This is a genomic window from Venenivibrio stagnispumantis, assembly GCF_900182795.1.
GTDB lineage: Bacteria > Aquificota > Aquificia > Aquificales > Hydrogenothermaceae > Venenivibrio > Venenivibrio stagnispumantis.
Genome location: NZ_FXTX01000017.1, coordinates 17,150 through 35,699 on the forward strand (window position 1 = coordinate 17,150; position 18,550 = coordinate 35,699).

Genomic DNA, 18,550 nt, shown 5'->3' on the forward strand with positions numbered 1-18,550 from the left:
GATGGATATTTTGGAAAAGATTATAAACACAAAAAAAGAAGAGCTAAAAGAATTTACAGATGATTATATAAGTATAATTGAAAGAATGGCTGAAGAAAGGGAAAAGATATATTCTTTTTCAGAAGCTTTTTCACAGAAAGGAATAAATATAATAGCCGAAATAAAGAAAGCCTCTCCTTCTAAGGGAGTTATAAGAGAGGATTTTAATCCGGTAGAGATAGCAAAGATATATCAAGAAAATGGAGCAAAAGCCATATCCGTTTTAACAGATATAAAATATTTTCAAGGAAGCTTAGAATATCTAAAAGAAGTTCGGGAAGTTGTTAATCTACCATTATTGAGAAAGGATTTTATAATTGATGAAAGACAGATATTAGAAGCAAGGGCTTGGGGAGCAGATGCATTTTTATTAATTGCAAGGGTTCTTACAAAAAATCAGATAAAAAGATTTATAGAGTTTGGAGAAGAGCTTGGACTTGAGGCTTTGGTTGAGATACATTCCTTAGATGAAGGAAAAAAAGCTATAAATGCCGGTGCAAAAATCGTAGGAATAAATAATAGAGATTTATCAACATTTAATGTAGATATAAATTTATCAAAACAGCTTGCTCCGAAATTAAAAGAGATGGGAGCATCTATTGTTATAAGTGAAAGTGGGATAAATACAAAAGAACAGATTTTAGAACTACTTAATTATCAGATTGATGGATTTTTAATAGGCGAATCCTTAATGAAAGAAAAAGATATAGGTAAAAAATTAAGGGAGCTTATAGGCTAAAAGCATATGCCGGCAGGGCATTCACCATTTATATGGGCTATAAATTCATCTTTAAATTTTCGCAGAGCATCCATTATTGCATTTGATGCAGAATAACCAAGTCCACAGATAGAACCTACCGGTATATTTTTACCCAGATATTCCAAAAGCTCTATATCTTTTTCAGTTGCTGTGCCATTTTGAAATTTTCTTAAAATATTTAGCTGTTCATAAGTTCCTACTCTACAAGGAGTGCATTTTCCACAACTTTCATGCTCAAAAAATTCTGCTATAACTATAAGAGCATCTATAATACAATCATCTTCATCTAAAACTATGGTCGTTCCGGTTCCACCAAATCCCTTAGGAGAATAATCAAGAGGTATATCTATCTCATCAGCAGAATAAACAGCTAAGGAACCGGCAAATATGGCTTTTAATTTTTTGTCATTTTTCATTCCACCTGCCATATCTATTAATTCTCTAAGGGTTAAATCCATTGTGGCTTCATAAACACCGGGATTTTTAACTTTACCGCTTACAGGAAAAAGTTTAGGTCCATAATATCCCATAGGACCAATATTCATAAAATCCATTTCATAAGTAACGATTATTGGAATATTTGCCAATGTTTCCACATTATTTACAACGGTAGGCTTTCCGAACAATCCTTCATTTGCAGGATAAGGTGGTCTAAGTCTTGGATGTCCTCTTTTTCCTTCTAAGCTTTCTATAAGGGCAGTTTCTTCACCACATATATATGCTCCTGCACCTCTATAAACCAATATATCAAAAGAAAAATCTGTTCCGAGTATATTTTTACCGAGAAATCCTTTTTTTCTTGCATCTTCTATTGCATCTTCTAAAATCATTGCTCCGGCAGGATATTCTCCCCTTATATAAATAAATCCAAGCTCTGCTCCGAGGGTATATCCGGCTATTATCATACCTTCAATAAGCAGATGAGGGTCTCTTTCTATTATAATTCTATCTTTAAATGTTCCCGGTTCACTTTCATCTGCATTGCATATTAAATATCTTGGTGGCGGATTGGATAATGCAAATCTCCATTTTCTTGCTGTCGGGAAACCGGCTCCACCTCTACCTCTTAAAGTGCTCTCTTCTACCAATATAAGTATATCTTCCGGATTAAATCTTGTTAAAGCCTTTTTTAATGCAGAATATCCACCGGTTGTAATATACTCTTCTATATTTGTAGTCCTGTTTTCTTTTGCCCTTCTGAGCAAAAGATTTATACTGCTATTTGCATTTAAATCAGGTATATTTGGATAGTATCTCATCTAACTTTTCCTCTGTAATTTTTGAACCATCATATAAATCATTATCAATCATAAAAGCCGGAGCTATACTACACGCTCCAATACATTCAACAAGCTCAATATAAAATCTTCCGTTTGGGTCATGCTCTCCTGCTTTTACTCCTGTTTTTTCCTCTATTAATTTTAAAAGATTTTTATATTTCATAATATGGCAGGGTAAATTTTTACATATTCTAATATGATGTCTTGCATTTCTTTTTAATCTAAACATATCATAAAATGAAACAATACCTTCTATGGTAGCTACCGGTTCCTTTAAATAATCGGCAAGCTCCTGAATATGCTCAAGCTGTATATCTCTATATTTATCATATATAAGATGCAAAGCCTGAATAATAACCTGTTCTTTCCTTGGAAATTTTTCTAAATATCTATTTATTCTCTGTATAATTTCCTCGGTAAGATAAATATATTCCAATTTTTCACCTCATCTTGATTACACAAACCATATTATAACATTGTTTGATTAAAATCTAATTGCATTTTGTTAAATATTATCTATAATAATAATTATTACTAATAATTAATTTGAACTAAATAAAAGCTTTATGTTAAGATATTTATTAGATTTTTGGAGGTTTTTGATATGGAAAGAGAGAAATTGATAATATTTGATACAACACTTAGAGATGGAGAACAGGCTCCCGGATTTTCTATGACGGTTGAAGAAAAAGTAAAGATGGCTCAACAACTTGAAAGATTAAATGTTGATGTCATAGAAGCCGGTTTTGCTGCTGCATCTGAAGGAGATTTTGAAGCCGTTAGAAAAGTGGCAGAAAATATAAAAACAAGTATAGTCTGCTCCCTTGCAAGAGCTTTAAATTCTGATATAGAAAAAGCAGGAGAAGCTCTTGCACCGGCAGAAAGAAGAAGAATACACACATTTATAGCAACATCTCCTATACATATGCAGTATAAATTAAAAATGAAGCCGGAAGAAGTATTAGAAAGGGCAGTTCAGGCTGTAAAATATGCCCTCAATTTTACCGATGATGTAGAGTTTTCAGCAGAAGATGCATTTAGGTCGGAAAGGGAGTTTTTGTATAGAGTTTTTGAAGCAGTAATAAATGCCGGAGCAAAAACAATAAATGTTCCTGATACAGTAGGATATGCTACACCGGAAGAATTTGGAAAATTAATAGCAGATATTAAAAATAATGTTCCAAATATTGATAAAGCAGTTATAAGTGTCCATTGTCATAATGATTTGGGACTTGCAGTAGCAAACTCTTTATCGGCTGTAAAAAATGGAGCAAGACAGGTTCATTGCACAATAAATGGTATAGGAGAAAGGGCAGGAAATGCCGCCCTTGAAGAAGTGGTAATGGCAATAAAAGTAAGACATGATTATTTCAAAGAAGTTTATACAGAAATAAACACAAAAGAGATATACAAAACAAGCAGATTACTTTGTAGAATAACAGGAAGTTTTGTCCAGCCAAATAAAGCTATTGTAGGAGATAATGCCTTTGCCCATGAAGCAGGTATACACCAACATGGTATATTAGCCCATAGGGAAACTTATGAGATAATGAGAGCAGAAGATGTTGGAGTTCCGGCATCAAAAATAATACTTGGAAAACATTCCGGAAGACATGCATTTAAAACAAGATTAACAGAGCTTGGATACAATTTACCGGAAGAGAAGATAGATATTTTGTTTGCTAAATTTAAAAAACTTGCAGATAAGAAAAAAGAAGTGTTTGATGAAGATATAGAAGCATTAATATTTGAAGAGATAGCATCGGAAATACCTTCCAAGATAAAATTAAATTATTTCCATGTTTTAAGCGGTGATAATGTTATACCAACAGCAACAGTTAAGATACAAAAAGATGAAGAAGAAATTATATCAACATCCTGTGGAGATGGCCCAATAGATAGTGCAATAAATGCATTGGAAAAAGCATTGAATATAAAAGGTAAATTGATAGATTACTCTATTCGTTCTTTAAGCTCAGGAAAAGATGCAATGGGGGAAGTTAGAGTTATGGTAAGATTTGAAGATACGGATATGATAACTTCCGGTAAAGGAACATCCACAGATATAATAGAAGCAAGCATAAAAGCATATTTAGATGCATATAACAGATATATAGCAAGAAAAACATTGATGGAAAAAAGAGTTATAGAGGGTATTTGATGAAAAAAATAATTTTTATATTGCTGGTAATAGCCATTACCGGTTTTTTTCTTTATAAAGGCACAATAAACCTTGGAAAACCGGAGATAAAATTAGAAAAAGAACCAAAAGCAGTAGGAACAGATTATAGATTATCTTTTTATGTAGAAGATGAAAGACCGGGTTTAAATAATGTATCCGTAAAAATATTACAAAATGGAAAAGAGATAACATTATTAGAAGAAAATTTTAAAGAGCCGGTAAAATCTAAAAAATATATATTACCTATTAATGCCCAAAAACTTGGCTTAGCACAAAATAAAGCAGAAATTATAATAACTGCAAAAGATGACTCTCTACTGCACAACAAAAAAGAATACAGAAAAGAAGTAATTATAGATACAGAACCACCGGTTTTATCCATTTTATATTCTTCTGAAAGTATAATAAACGGTGGGACAGGATTTGTTTTTTATAAAGTTAGCAATGATACAATAAAAACCGGTTTAACTTTGGAAAATTACAATTTTAGATGTTTTTCCGGATTATTTAAAGATAAAAATATATATACCTGTGCATTTCCTTATCCATACTACTTTAATGATAAAAAACCAATTTATGTATATGCAGAAGATGAAGCCGGAAATAAAGCAACTCAATCTGTAAATTATACATTTAAATTTGTAAAATATGCCAATTCTGTAATAAAGATAGATGATAACTTTATAAATAACAAAATAAAACAGCTATCTGACAAAAATATACAAAATCCGATAGAACTTTTTAAATATGTAAATTTAGAAATCAGAAGAAAAAATGAAGAAAAAATCCATAAAATAACTTCTGAATGTAAAAATATATACCCTATGTTTGAAGGAGCTTTTGAACAGCTTAAAAATTCTGCAAAACTTGGTGGATTTGCTGATTATAGAAACTATAAATATAACGGACAGATAATAGAAGGAGCAGATGCTTATCATAAAGGTTTTGATTTTGCTTCTGTAAAAAATGCCCCTGTTTATGCTTCAAATAAAGGAGTTGTTGTATTTACAGGAAATCTTGGAATATATGGAAATAGCGTAATAATAGACCACGGATTATGTATATATTCTCTTTATTCACATTTAAGCGAGATTTCTGTAAAAAATGGAGATAAAGTAGATAAAAACAGCTTAATCGGAAAAACCGGAACAACAGGATTAGCTGTAGGAGACCATTTACATTTTGGTATTTTAGTGCAGGGATTAGAAGTTAATCCGATAGAATGGTTTGATTACCATTGGATAAAAACCAGATTTTTAGAACCAATTGAAAAAATCAATAAAGGAGGTTAAACGGCATGAAATTTTTCATTGATACTGCTGATATTAATGAGATTAAAGAAGCAAACAAATTTGGTATATTAGATGGTGTTACCACAAATCCAACATTAATAGCAAAAACAAAAAGACCTTTTATTGATGTTGTTAAGGAGATATTGGAAGAGATACCGGATAAACCGGTTAGCTTAGAAGTGGCAAGCACAGATGCAGAAGGAATGATAAAAGAAGGTGAAAAGCTTGCATCTTTTGGAAAAAATGTTGTAATCAAAATACCTATGACAATGGAAGGTTTAAAAGCAGTTAGATATTTTGAAAATAAAGGAATTAAAACAAATGTTACCCTTATATTTTCACCGGCTCAGGCATTACTTGCTATGAAAGTAGGAGCAAGTTATATATCTCCATTTGTCGGAAGACTTGATGATATAGCCCATACCGGTATGGATTTAATAAGACAGATAAGAACAATTATAGATAATTATGGATTTGATACTGAGATAATAGTTGCAAGCGTTAGAAATCCAATACATGTTATAGAATCAGCCCTTGCAGGTGCAGATATTGCAACAATCCCTTATAATGTGATAGCACAGCTTTCAAAACATCCTCTCACAGATATAGGGCTTGAAAGATTTTTAAAAGATTGGGAATCTGTCCCTGATAAACCTTTTTAAGATGAAATTTAGAAAAAAAGGAATAAAAAGAGAGCATTCTATAATTGAAGGTTTTGAAGAACTACTTGAAGAGCTTGTAAAAGAAAAGCTTGTTTCTGCCATTATACCGGCAAGGATAAAAACATCTCCGAAGGCAGTCTCAGGCAAACCAAGAATAACCTATCAATATGACACGGAGCAAGGAGCCAAGCTATTACTGAAAAAAGGCTCCACCGTTCAGGAAGTTTTTGTAATAACAGAAAAAAGAGAAGAATTAAAACAATATTTAGAAGAAAGATACCAATGATGGAATTTATAGAAAAAGCAAAAGAAGCAATAAAAAAAGCTGATGTTATACTTATAACAGCCGGTGCCGGAATGAGTGTAGATTCTGGACTGCCGGATTTTAGAGGTAAAGAAGGTTTTTGGAGAGCCTATCCTTATGCTAAGAAACTGGGAGTTTCTTTTGAAGAACTTGCAAATCCAAAATGGTTTATACAAAATCCTGAGATAGCCTGGGCATTTTATGGACATAGATATTTAATGTATAAAAATACTCAGCCCCACGAGGGATATAAACTACTACTTAATTTAGCAAAATCTAAAAAAGGTTATTATGTATATACCTCTAATGTTGATGGACATTTTGAAAAAGCCGGATTTGAAAATATTGTGGAGATACACGGCTCAATAAATCATCTTCAATGTATTTATCCTTGCACAGATGAAATATGGGAAGCAAAAGATTTAGATATAAAAATAGATATGGAAAATTTTAGAGCTTTAACAATACCAAGATGTAAAAATTGTGGTGCAGTGGCAAGACCAAATATTTTGATGTTTGGAGATTTTAGCTGGATACCTGACAGAACAGAATATCAGGAATACAGATTTAATCTTTGGCTTGATAAAGTAGAAAATTTTGGTTATAAAATGGTAATAATAGAAATAGGTGCCGGTAAAGCTATTCCAACAATAAGATGGTTTTCTGAAAATATATCATATAAATATAATGCCACCCTTATAAGAATAAATCCAATAGATTATGAAGTTCCTTCTAAAAAAGATATATCCATTCCTATGAAAGGATTGGAAGCAATTAGATTAGTTACCGGATAATAAAAAAAGGGAGCTTTTCAGCCCCCTTCCTTGAAAATTATTTTAAAGATAATATCCAGTTTGCAAGTTTTTCTGCTTCATCTTTTAAAAAATTAATTCCCATTATTCTTTGATGTTTGTATAAACTAATTTTAATATTACAAACTTGTAATCAAAATTTAAGCTTTTTGTAATTTTCAGGCATTATTATATAAATAACTAAAATTAATTTAGGAGGTATCAAAGATGAAAAAGTTAGTGTTAGCGACATTGTCAGTAGCAGTATTGTCCGGTTTATCTATGGCAGACCCACAAAATCCGATGGCACAAGGGAATAATCCGATGGCACAACAAAATCAACAATTAAAACAAGAAAAACTTCAAGAAGTAAAACAAAAGATATTATCTCGTATTCAAGAAAGAGAGCAACTTTTACAACAAAGAATGCAATTTTTAGAGCAGAAAAAAACTTGCATACAAAATGCTCAGTCTTTCCAAGATATAAAAAATTGCGATATGCAATTTAAAGAAGAAGTTAAATCTCTAAAAACACAACAAAAAACCCAAAAATAATTTTATATAGGAGGTATTAGATATGAAAAAATTAGTATTAGCAACTCTCTCTGTAGCAGTATTAGGACTTGGATTTGCTTCTATTGCAGAAGAAGCACAACCACAAGCAAATCAAAACCAATCTCAAGCAACGACTTCTGCTCCTGCTAAACAAGAGAAAAAAGCTCCGGCTAAAAAAGTTCACAAACACAAAAAACACGAGAAAACCATGAAGAAAGCAGAGAAAAAAGAAGAAAAAGCTCAAAATCAAGAACAAAAGCAATAACTTCAATAACCGGTAAGGCTTGCCCTTACCGACTTTTAATCTTCCATTTTAATCTTTTAATTTATGACTCTTTTTCCATAATCAATTTTTGAATTTAGAATTTATTAATTAATTTAATAGTAGAATTATTTAATAATTATTAAAGATTTCAACTACCTTTTATTTCTCTACTTTTCTTATTAAGATAATTAAGCATAGTATTTTTGCCACCAATTATAGTTATATTAAAATTTCTATTATATTTGACTATCTCTTCTGCATTTGGAAGCCAAATAATAACTCTACCTGAGTTGTTTCGTTGTCTATTATAACTTCTAACATTATTAGAGGAGAATATTCTTTCATCAATCTTTCTATAAGCTTTTACATCTATTGCAATATCCAAATCTTTTATGTAAATATCTATATCTCCTCCGCTATCTAATTCTTTTCTAAATTCTATATCAAAATTTGTATTATTTTTCAAAAATTCATAAGCTTCTTTTTCTACGATTAAACCATGCCCTCTTTTGTCCATATTATCAATAAAAGCCTTTGCTCCTATTAACATAGTACCGAAAAATACTAAACCGATGATTAAATTTACTTTTGATAAATAATAACCACCAACGCCACCGATTATAAGAAATAAGAAAGTATATCCGGTATTCCTAAGAATAACTTTTTTTATGAACCAAGATGGAGCAGCCATTTTAAATCCTCCTTTCTAATTATTATAATATTTTTTCACATAATCCACTGCATCTTTTTTTGAGGAGATTTTTCCATCTAAATAAAGTTTAAAAATTTCAGATAAGATTTTTTTATAGATAGGAGATGGTTTTATGCCTATATTTTTTAAATCTTCTCCGGAAATTATATTTTTAAACTCTTTTTCTTTTTTCAATATTTCTATGCTTTTTTCAAAAAAATTAAAATAAATTGCAGAAAATGGTAAAATCTCAACCGGTATTGTTTTTAAAAATTTGAAAAACTCAATATTTTTTTCCGGTAAATTTTTAAATTTATCAATAAAATCAAAAATATATTTAAAATGTTTTATACTTTTATCAAAATGATATTTTTTCAAAACAAAATAAGAAACATCAAAAGGAAGGTGATACATTAAAGCCATCAGATAATTACTGTTTTTTTCAATTTTTAAATCAAATAAAACCTTATAAATATTTATAGCTTCTGATATTTTTGCAATAATAACTTCCCTCTCTAAATTGATAAAGCAGTTTGGAAATATCTGTCTTAAAACTTTATACTCATCCATCAGATTTAAAATATACAGAACATTTTCTTCATCAAAAGTTAGATTTAGCTCTAAATTTATTCTGCCTGTTGGTGCTTTTTGTAATAATTTTTCTTCAACAGCAAGCTTTAATAATTTTTCTGTGTTTTTTTCTAATTTATATCCAAATCTACCGGCAAATCTTAAAGCTCTTAATATCCTGATTGGGTCTTCTATAAAGCTTGTTTGGTGTAATACTTTTATTCTTTTTTCTTTTATATCTTTCAATCCATCAAAAAAATCTATCAAAGTTCCAAATCTATCTTCTGTTATCTCTATTGCTAATGTATTTATTGTAAAATCTCTTCTGTATAAATCTTCAAATATAGTTGCTTTTTCAACTTTTGGATAAGCTCCTGGATATTCGTAGCTTTCTTTTCTTGCAGTAGCAAAATCAAATTTAATTCCATTTTCAAGTTTTAATGTAGCAGTCATAAATTCTTTAAAGAAATAAACGGATATTTTTCTATTTTTTACATAATCTTTTATAATTTTTTCTATATCTCCTTCAACGATAATATCTATATCTAAGCTTTTTTTAGATAATATAAAATCCCTTACAATGCCACCTACTAAATAAACCCTATAGCCATTTTCTTTTGCTATTTTTCCGATAATTTTTAGCTCTTTATATATATCTTCCGGTAGAAAATGTTTTAATCTATCTTTTACATTTTTTTCTTTTGGTTTTTCCTTTTTTGCTAAAAATATTTTTTCTTTATCTAAGATAGGCTTATACAATGCTTTTAATATATCTTTTTTTGATACAATACCTACCGGTTTTTGTTTTTCCAATACAGGAAATATATCCTGCTCGTATTTTGATATTTCTTTTTCAGCTTCCCACAAAGATATATTGGCATTTAGCACTATAAGATTATCATCAAATTTATTATTTATAACTATTCCTTCATACTTTCCTTCTTGATTTATTAATATTTTTATACCATCAGAATGCTTTAAGGATGTGGTAATTTCTACCGGAATAGCTATATCTTTTAATTTTTTTGTGTCTGATAGATATTTTTTTAGTAAAAATTCTAAATAATCCTGCAGTTGATTTAAGGAAAATGTTTTTATTGTAGCACTTGCGGCACTCCAATGACCACCACCACCGAAAATAGATAAAATCTGGCTTAAATCAATCTCTTTATTGCCTGACCTTCCAATGATTGTTATTTTATTTTTCGTTTGAAGGAGAATAAATACTGCATCTACATTATTAAACTCTTCAATTAGATTTATTGCAGAAGATATATCCGGAATATATTCCGAAATATATGCAGATGCTATTAAAATGGTTTTATTATCTAAATAAAGATTGTAGCTATTTTTTAATAATTTTTCAAAAACTTGGATTTTATCAGAATTTAATCTATTTGTTAATATATCAGATATAATTTTTAAATTAGCTCCTTTTTCAAGTAGGTAAGAAGCCATTTTTAAATCTTGCGAAGTTGTTAGATTATAACAAAATTTACCTGTATCTTCATATATTCCAAGTGCTAAGATTGTTGCATCAATATTATCTATATATACTTTTTTTCTTTTTAATTTTTCAACAATGATAGTGGTAGCAGAACCATAATTTTTAATATGATATTTTATATCTTTTTTGTATTCATCTATCGGATGATGGTCGTATATCTCTATTTTTTTATAGATTTTGCTATTTAAATTATCTACATAATGGCTATCTACAAGATAAATTTTTTCTGCATTTTTATCAAAGTGTCCGATTTTATTTTTAAATCTATCAGAAAAAATATTTAAAGTTAGCCTAACGGTTTCTGAATAAGCATTTGGTAAGACAATTTTTGCATTATATAATAAAGATAATCCATAAGCAGAAGATAAAGCATCTAAATCTGCACCTTCTTGTAATAAAACAAGTTGCAATTTTTTAACCTCTGGTATATAATATTATTCTTGATTAGCCCAGGTGGCGAAACTGGCAGACGCGCTATCTTGAGGGGGTAGTGCCCGAGAGGGCGTGTGGGTTCGAGTCCCACCCTGGGCATTTTTATTCTCCGGCAACAACCATCTCTTCAACAATCACAGAAGGGGAACCTACATTCCCATAAAACTCTAAATCATTACCTACATAAGATATTTTATTTAACAGGTTTATAAAATTATCTGCAATTGTCATACCTGAAACAGCCTGAACCTTTTCTCCTTTGCTAAATAAAATCCCTGATATACCAAGAGAAAATTCACCGGATATTGGGTCAGCAGTATGTAATCCCATCATATCTATAACATATAAAATCTCATCATAATTTTTCATCATTTCTTTTATATCTGTATCTGTTGGCTCTAAATAAAAATTAGTTATTCCAACAGAAGGAAGAGATTTAACACCATTTCTTACCGCATTTCCGGTTGATTTTGTATTTAATTTTTTTGCAGTATATAAATTATGTAAAAAGCCTTTAAAAATACCATTTTGTATAAGAACTGTTTTGCCTTTTGGAATACCTTCCGCATCGTAAGAAGAAGTTGCCAATCCTTTTGGTAATCTACCATTATCTATTATATTAACAACATCAGATGCAACGATTGTATTTTCTTTATTTGCAAAGAGAGTTTTTCCTTTTATTAAAGCATCTGCTGTAAAGGCAGAGGAAAATGTATCAAGTAGCTCAGCAAAAGCAAAAGGTGGAAAATATACTGCTATTTTTCTTGTAGTTAAAGGTTTTGCATTTAATAAAGAAACTGCATGATAAACAGCATCTTTTGCCAATTTATTTAAATCTAAATCTTGTAAAAATCTTGTGGCTTTGTATTGCCATACAATTTGAGAATCTCCATTTTCTTCTGCAACAGCCGAAACCATAGCAGTATATATCGTTCCTTTCTCTTTTATCTCTACATTATTTGAATTTATTAAATATGTTTCATATATATTTTCTATAAATGTTGAACTTCTAACTTTTTTAATTCTATCATCAAGGGATTTTGTTATTCTTTCAAGCTCTATTGCATTTATTGCTTTATCTAAGGGTGGTAAAGATGCTGTAAATGTATCAAAATATTCTATTTTTTCTGTTTCTTGTAGCTTGTCTATTATTATATTTCCATCATCAGGTGATGTTATTTTTGACAGTTCTTTTGCTTTATTTATCGTATCTTTTATAGCTTCTTCTGTAAAAGAGCTACTATAAGCAAAACCTTGAGCTTTATTGTTTAATACTCTTATGGAGAATTCTATATCATCTGAGGTTGTGATAGATTCAAGCTGAAAATCGTTTGATTCTGCTTTTAATTTTGATACTTTTTGATAATAAATTTCCCAATCATATCCTTTTAATTGGGTTTTTGCTATATCTATTATTTTTTCAATCATTGATGACTCCTTTAAATTTTTCCAATAAAAATGGTGGAATTGATACTATCTTTCTTGTTTTTCTATCTATACAGCAATGGGAGGTTTTTCCGGTAGCTACTAAAATATCTTCTTTAAAAATCTGATAAAAAAAGCTAAATTTAAATCTATTAAACTCTTCAATGTTAAATAATATATAAAATTTATCTTGAAAATAAAGGGGCTGGTGATACTCTACCTCTAATTTTAGTAAAACTACATCTATATTGATTTCTTCCCTTAGTTTTGGATAAGGATAACCTATATATTCAAGAAAAAAACCACGGACTTCCTCAAAATAACGGGGATAGTTTGAATGATGAACTATCCCCTGTGCATCTGTTTCATAAAAATTAACTTTTCTATCGTATCTTAATTTAATCATTACTCCTCAGCATTTTCAAGTAGCTCAATAACCCTTTTGGCCCCTTCTATAAATCCAAGGGTTTCTTCATCAAACTGTACAATATATCCTTTAACTTCTTCATCTGATTGACCTTCTAATACTTCCTTTGATGCAACCACTATTGCCAATTCTCCACTATCTAAAAGTTCATCCCAAGATTCTCCATAAGGGAAAGGAATAAATATTTCCACTTCTCCTTTGTAGATTGATAATAATAGATAAAATTCTTCCTCTTCTTCATCAAAATCTACATCAACATCTACCATAAATGGCGTATCTTCCCTTTCAAGTTCTTGTAAGAGATAATCATCCTCTTCAAAAACAGCTACTATTTTGTTATCTTCTGAAACTACAACATCATAGGGCATGTAAATTTCTTCCATTTTCATCTCCTTTTTAGATTAAATTTTTTGCTTCTTGTAATAATTTTTCTGTTAATTCTTTTGAAGGTGTTTCTACATATATTCTTAATACTGGCTCTGTGCCGGAAGCTCTAAATAATATCCAGCTGTCATCTTCAAAAATAAATTTAACGCCATCTGTTAAATCTATTTCTCTAATCTTTAATCCGGCAAATTTTTCAGGTTTTTCTTCTTTTAATCTTTTTATTAGCTCTGTTCCTTGATTAGATTGTAATTTTAAATCTTCCCTGAGATAATAAGCTGTTCCAAACTCTTTAAATAGATTTTTTATAATTTCTGTCAAAGGTTTATCATATAAATTTATCATTTCTAATATCAAAAGTCCGGATAATAATCCATCTCTTTCCGGAATATGAAATCCAAATCCATATCCACCGGATTCTTCACCACCGAAAGCAACATTTTCTTTAAGCATTATATCTGCTACATATTTAAATCCTACCGGTGTTTTATATAAATTTACTCCTTCTTTTTTACATATTCTATCAACAAGATAGGAAGTAGATACTGTTTTTACTACAGAACCTTTTATTTTTTTATTTCTTATAATATGTAATAATAAAAGAGCATAAACAATTTGGGTGCTTACAAACTCACCATCTTCTGCTACTATACCGACCCTATCAGAATCTCCATCATTTGCAATACCAACTATGGATTCTGTTGCAACCACCTTAGCTTTAAGTAAAGATAGATTTTTTTCTATTGGCTCCGGATGATGAAATCCAAAATAAGGGTCTTTATAATGATTTATTTCTATGGTTTCTATAAAACTATTTTTTAATAACTCTCTTAACAATCCGCAGGAAGTTCCATGCATTGCATCATGGACTACTCTTTGAGTTTTTTGTTTAAATATATCCGGTTCTATGTAGCTTATTAATTTTTCTATATATCTTTGGTTTAAATCTTCTTCCTGCCAGTTTGTCTTTCCTGTTTTTATAGAAGATTTACCAATTCTATTTTCAACATCCTGTATTATATCAGGGGTTGCCGGTCCTCCATAAATTCCTTTAATTTTATATCCGTTATATCTATAATCATTATGAGAGGCAGTTATCATTACCCCTTCATCTGCTTTTAACTCTTTTACAGCCAAGGATAAAGCCGGTGTAGTGCAATCAGTTTTTGAGATAATTACATCAAATCCATTTGAAGAAAAAACTTCTGCAACTGCTTTTGCAAATTCCGTAGATAAAAATCTTGTATCATATCCTACGATAACTTTTTTTCCATTTCTATTTTTTAAAGATTCTGCGTGAGCCTGAGCTACTTTCATAAGATTTTCAAAAGTAAATTCTTTTGCTACAACTGCTCTCCATCCATCAGTTCCAAATTTTATCTCCATAATTTTCCCCTTTATATTGATTTTTTCTTTTCTTTTATGCTCCAATATATACTATCAAACATATCTATCAATTCTTTCTCAAAAGATTCTGCCAAATCATCTACATAATTACTATCTACCACAATATCCCATAGATAAGGATTATTTCCTACTACTGTTATTCCATCACCTATTTTTTTACCTCCGCTAATGGATAGCTACTTTTTCTAATTTCTTTGCCACTTCTACTATTTCATTATATCTTTTTAAATTATTAATCCATCTTTCAGGAAAATCCTCATTTCCATTATATGCTCCTACAAATGCACCTGTCAATAGGGCTATGCTATCTGTATCTCCACCATAATATCCATAACAATTTGCCGCATTAATTATAGCTTCTTCAACATTTTCCGGAGTTTTTAAAAATATAAATAATGCTTGAGATAATGCTTCAAGGGCAAAATTTCCATTTCCAAGCTCATTTATTGCTTTTTCATAAGAGGCATCTTCTTTTATAAGATTTAAAACTTTTCTTAAATAACTTTTTGTTTCTTCTTTTTTGACAAAAGTTTTTAATAATTTTATAAAATATTCTGTTTCTTCCGGTAAATAAAATCTTCCTTGAATTAACTCTCCTATTGCAACAGCTATTACAGAAGCAGCATCAAGCACTATCTCATTTCTATGGGTAAGCATAACGATAGCCTTAGAACCTTCTACTGCAAGTATAGGATTTTTATAATGGAACATACCAACAGGAATAGCCGGTAAAGCTCCTTCTATTGAGCTACTGCTTCTGTCTATCTCTATGCCATTTTTAAGATTATGTATAGCAATTAAAAAATAAGGGTCTATATAGTTATGAAGTTCTTCCTTTTCTTCCCATTCTACGTATCTATAAATAATATCCTGAATATCAATTCTTCCTTTTTCTGCTATTGATTTTGCAACAAGCATAACAATATCAAACTCTGATGTGTTTTCTCCGGCTTTTAGAAAATTAGAAGGAGAAGATGGATGAGGGTCAACTAAATCTTTTACTTTATCTCCATAATGAAGAATAACCTCATCTACCGGAAGTTCTTCAACAGTCATACCAAGGCTATCACCTATACCTGCACCAAGCAATGTTCCTATGAATTTTTCTTCCATATTTCTACCTTTCCGGTCTTAGAGTTGGAAATAATATAACTTCTCTTATTGAAACGCTATCTGTTAGCATCATAACTAATCTATCTATTCCTATACCTTCTCCGGCTGTTGGTGGGAGCCCATATTCAAGAGCAGTTATAAATGTTTCATCTATGCTCATAGCTTCTTCATCTCCCATCTCTTTTTCCCTTAACTGCTGTATAAATCTTTCCCTTTGGTCTATCGGGTCATTTAACTCTGTATATGCATTTGCAATTTCTTGTTTATTTATAATAAGCTCAAATCTTTCTACTAAATCAGGGTCATTTCTATGGGTTTTTGCAAGTGGTGATAATATCTTTGGAAAATCAATAACAAAAGTTGGCTGAACCAAATCTTCTTCTATAAAATGTTCAAAAAGTTTATCCAATAATTTCATATGGGTTAATGTTTCTGCTTTTGGAATACCAACAGATTTTGCAAATTCCCTTGATTTTTCTTCATTTAGGAAAAACTCTTTATCTTTACCGGTTTTTTCTTTTAATGCTTCAAAAAATGCAATCTTTCTAAAAGGTTTTTCAAAATCAAGCTCAACTTCATCCCATTTTATCTTTAAACTTCCAACTGTATCAAGCAATATCTTTCTGATTAACTCTTCAGTCATTATCATCAGGTCATTATAATCAAGATATGCTGCATAAAACTCTACCATAGTAAATTCAGGATTATGGGTTGTATCTATCCCTTCATTTCTAAAATTTCTTCCTATTTCAAAAACCCTATTAAATCCACCAACAATAAGCATTTTTAGATAAAGTTCCGGTGCTATTCTAAGATATAAATTCATATCAAGGGCATTGTGATATGTTATAAATGGTTTTGCCAATGCTCCTGATGCTACTGGTTGTAATATAGGAGTTTCTACCTCTATAAATCCTTTACTTTCTAAGTATTCTCTTAAACTTTTTATAGCTTTTGCCCTGAGTTTAAATATCTCCCTTGATTTTTGATTAGCAATTAAATCTAAAAATCTATATCTGTATCTATATTCGGTATCTTTAAGTCCGTGCCATTTTTCCGGTAAAGCTCTTAAAGATTTTGAAAGTATTTGAAAATCTGTAATTTCTACCGTAAGCTCCCCTGTCATTGTTCTAAAAAGATTTCCTTTTACACCTATAATATCTCCAATATCTACCAAATCCATAATCTCTTTATATCTTTCTTCTCCAAGAATATCAGATTTAAAATAAATCTGTATTTTTGAGTAGGCATCCTGAATATGTCCAAATGCCGCTTTTCCTTGGTCTCTGAGGGCTATTAATCTTCCTGCAACGGCAACCTCTTTTCTTTCAGGGTCTTTATCATACATTGATTTTATCTTATAAACAGGCTCACCATCTTCCCCCTCTTTATACTCATGAGCAACAAGGGTTAATTTTCCATCAATTCTATCTAATTTTCCTTTAAATACTGCTATTACATTTGGCTGTATTTTATCTTTTTGAGGATATATAACCTGTATTTCTGCATGTTGCTCTAAATCTTCAAATCTTATTATATATTCCTCATCTTTCTTAGAAACCCTCTTTATTTTTCCTTTTATAGAAAACTCTTTATCTTTTGGAACCGGTAGTTCAAATTCCTTTCTAATATCTTCCAAACTATCTGTTATCTGGAATTTATGGGGATAAGGATTTATACCTTTTTCTTTTAATAGATTTAATTTTTCTTTTCTATGTAAAAAAATATCTTCAGACATCTAAAAACCTCCAAAATCTTTGATTTTAATATTTTAACATGATAGAATAAATTAAACAAAAACAAAGAGGGCTAACAACAGCACCTTGATTTTTTAATCATATTTATCTATAATTACAGCATGAGAAAATTATTAAGAATTAGAAAAGCATCACAAATAAGGTTTAGTTGAAATGAGTAGTATAATCCTATCATATAGCCTAACCCTACCACAAAGCATATATCCATATTTAGATTATCTAATCTCTATAAACAAAAGAAAGATTAATAACTGGATAAATAATCTATGGAACAATGAAACATTAAATAAATTAAAACAAACAGGAAAAGCATTAACCATCCTCAAAAAAGATATAAAAAATGAAGAAAAATGGATACCATCAAGAGTATATAGAAACTCCTTAGAATTAACCGGACAAATACTTCGTTCTCAAATAGAAAGAAAAGAAATATATGAGTTTATAACAAAATATCCCTGCACTATATTTTGGAATGAAAACTATTTAGCAGATTATCTACAAAAATCACCATTATTTGTATTAAACATACAAAGACAGATAAAAAAACAATTTAAAAAAGGATATATAGAAAAAGATTATCTTAAAGCAGTAAAGCCAAAATTTGATGCAGATATATTTATAACATCAGCAGATGATAGCATTGAGAACGGACAATTTAAAAAGTTGCAGTTTTACAGAAAAAATGGATTATGGTTTATGAAATTAAA

The 18,550-nt window shown here is 30.0% G+C and carries 18 protein-coding genes, 1 tRNA gene and 1 pseudogene; 10 read left to right on the top strand and 10 right to left on the bottom strand.

Annotation, left to right across the window (positions count from 1 at the left end):
• Position 1 precedes the first annotated feature (1 nt).
• Positions 2 to 778, top strand: a complete 777-nt coding sequence (gene trpC / locus QOR43_RS06745; RefSeq protein WP_265134233.1) for an indole-3-glycerol phosphate synthase TrpC — start codon at positions 2 to 4, stop codon at positions 776 to 778.
• Here the strand turns inward: trpC and QOR43_RS06750 are convergent.
• Entirely contained in the window at positions 775 to 2,058 is a 1,284-nt protein-coding gene (locus QOR43_RS06750) for a complex I 51 kDa subunit family protein (protein ID WP_265134232.1), read from the bottom strand. The two genes, trpC and QOR43_RS06750, sit on opposite strands and share 4 nt — an antisense overlap.
• Positions 2,033 to 2,515, bottom strand: coding sequence for an NADH-quinone oxidoreductase subunit NuoE family protein (locus QOR43_RS06755; RefSeq protein ID WP_265134231.1), 483 nt, complete (start codon positions 2,513 to 2,515; stop codon positions 2,033 to 2,035). The genes QOR43_RS06750 and QOR43_RS06755 overlap by 26 nt, the downstream gene beginning before the upstream one ends.
• Positions 2,516 to 2,683: 168 nt before the next feature.
• Between QOR43_RS06755 and QOR43_RS06760 the strand changes: the two genes are divergently transcribed.
• From QOR43_RS06760 to QOR43_RS06790, 7 genes are all read left to right on the top strand, one after another.
• Positions 2,684 to 4,240, top strand: a complete 1,557-nt coding sequence (locus QOR43_RS06760; protein WP_265134230.1) for a 2-isopropylmalate synthase — start codon at positions 2,684 to 2,686, stop codon at positions 4,238 to 4,240.
• Positions 4,240 to 5,553 (top strand): M23 family metallopeptidase, encoded by a 1,314-nt coding sequence (locus QOR43_RS06765; RefSeq protein ID WP_265134229.1) that lies wholly within the window; start codon positions 4,240 to 4,242, stop codon positions 5,551 to 5,553. The genes QOR43_RS06760 and QOR43_RS06765 overlap by 1 nt, the downstream gene beginning before the upstream one ends.
• Positions 5,554 to 5,558: 5 nt before the next feature.
• Positions 5,559 to 6,215: a fructose-6-phosphate aldolase gene (gene fsa / locus QOR43_RS06770; RefSeq protein ID WP_265134228.1), complete on the top strand. Its 657-nt coding sequence runs from the start codon at positions 5,559 to 5,561 to the stop codon at positions 6,213 to 6,215.
• Position 6,216: 1 nt separating this feature from the next.
• Positions 6,217 to 6,501 carry a DUF2103 domain-containing protein gene (locus tag QOR43_RS06775; protein WP_265134227.1) on the top strand — a complete coding sequence of 95 codons (285 nt, stop codon included), beginning with the start codon at positions 6,217 to 6,219 and terminating at the stop codon, positions 6,499 to 6,501.
• Positions 6,498 to 7,313 (top strand): SIR2 family NAD-dependent protein deacylase, encoded by an 816-nt coding sequence (locus tag QOR43_RS06780; protein ID WP_265134226.1) that lies wholly within the window; start codon positions 6,498 to 6,500, stop codon positions 7,311 to 7,313. The genes QOR43_RS06775 and QOR43_RS06780 overlap by 4 nt, the downstream gene beginning before the upstream one ends.
• Before the next feature lie 225 nt (positions 7,314 to 7,538).
• Complete coding sequence (locus QOR43_RS06785; protein ID WP_265134225.1) at positions 7,539 to 7,865, top strand: hypothetical protein; 327 nt, start codon at positions 7,539 to 7,541, stop codon at positions 7,863 to 7,865.
• Between the two features lie 22 nt (positions 7,866 to 7,887).
• Complete coding sequence (locus tag QOR43_RS06790) at positions 7,888 to 8,130, top strand: hypothetical protein (RefSeq protein ID WP_265134224.1); 243 nt, start codon at positions 7,888 to 7,890, stop codon at positions 8,128 to 8,130.
• 148 nt (positions 8,131 to 8,278) lie between these two features.
• On the opposite strand, the gene QOR43_RS06795 is transcribed toward QOR43_RS06790, so the two are convergent.
• Both QOR43_RS06795 and QOR43_RS06800 read right to left on the bottom strand, forming a co-directional pair.
• The gene (locus QOR43_RS06795; RefSeq protein WP_265134223.1) at positions 8,279 to 8,821 is read right to left on the bottom strand and encodes a hypothetical protein; all 543 of its coding nucleotides are present in this window, start codon (positions 8,819 to 8,821) and stop codon (positions 8,279 to 8,281) included.
• Between the two features lie 15 nt (positions 8,822 to 8,836).
• Positions 8,837 to 11,308: a CBS domain-containing protein gene (locus tag QOR43_RS06800; RefSeq protein WP_265134222.1), complete on the bottom strand. Its 2,472-nt coding sequence runs from the start codon at positions 11,306 to 11,308 to the stop codon at positions 8,837 to 8,839.
• Between the two features lie 37 nt (positions 11,309 to 11,345).
• Here QOR43_RS06800 and QOR43_RS06805 point away from each other — a divergent pair.
• Positions 11,346 to 11,429 (top strand) — tRNA-Leu (locus tag QOR43_RS06805).
• 3 nt (positions 11,430 to 11,432) lie between these two features.
• On the opposite strand, the gene QOR43_RS06810 is transcribed toward QOR43_RS06805, so the two are convergent.
• From QOR43_RS06810 to lysS, 6 genes are all read right to left on the bottom strand, one after another.
• On the bottom strand, positions 11,433 to 12,758 hold the full coding sequence (locus QOR43_RS06810) for a TldD/PmbA family protein (protein WP_265134221.1): 1,326 nt from the start codon (positions 12,756 to 12,758) through the stop codon (positions 11,433 to 11,435).
• Positions 12,751 to 13,161 (bottom strand): acyl-CoA thioesterase, encoded by a 411-nt coding sequence (locus QOR43_RS06815; protein ID WP_265134220.1) that lies wholly within the window; start codon positions 13,159 to 13,161, stop codon positions 12,751 to 12,753. Before QOR43_RS06815 ends, QOR43_RS06810 begins: the two co-directional genes overlap by 8 nt.
• Positions 13,161 to 13,565, bottom strand: a complete 405-nt coding sequence (locus tag QOR43_RS06820; protein WP_265134219.1) for a hypothetical protein — start codon at positions 13,563 to 13,565, stop codon at positions 13,161 to 13,163. Before QOR43_RS06820 ends, QOR43_RS06815 begins: the two co-directional genes overlap by 1 nt.
• Positions 13,566 to 13,578: 13 nt before the next feature.
• Positions 13,579 to 14,952: a phosphoglucomutase/phosphomannomutase family protein gene (locus tag QOR43_RS06825; protein ID WP_265134218.1), complete on the bottom strand. Its 1,374-nt coding sequence runs from the start codon at positions 14,950 to 14,952 to the stop codon at positions 13,579 to 13,581.
• Between the two features lie 186 nt (positions 14,953 to 15,138).
• Complete coding sequence (locus QOR43_RS06830) at positions 15,139 to 16,086, bottom strand: ADP-ribosylglycohydrolase family protein (protein ID WP_265134217.1); 948 nt, start codon at positions 16,084 to 16,086, stop codon at positions 15,139 to 15,141.
• A 4-nt stretch (positions 16,087 to 16,090) separates the two neighbouring features.
• The gene (gene lysS / locus QOR43_RS06835; protein ID WP_265134216.1) at positions 16,091 to 17,824 is read right to left on the bottom strand and encodes a lysine--tRNA ligase; all 1,734 of its coding nucleotides are present in this window, start codon (positions 17,822 to 17,824) and stop codon (positions 16,091 to 16,093) included.
• 172 nt (positions 17,825 to 17,996) lie between these two features.
• Here lysS and QOR43_RS06840 point away from each other — a divergent pair.
• A pseudogene (locus QOR43_RS06840) lies at positions 17,997 to 18,550 on the top strand (RNA-guided endonuclease TnpB family protein); the annotation flags it as partial.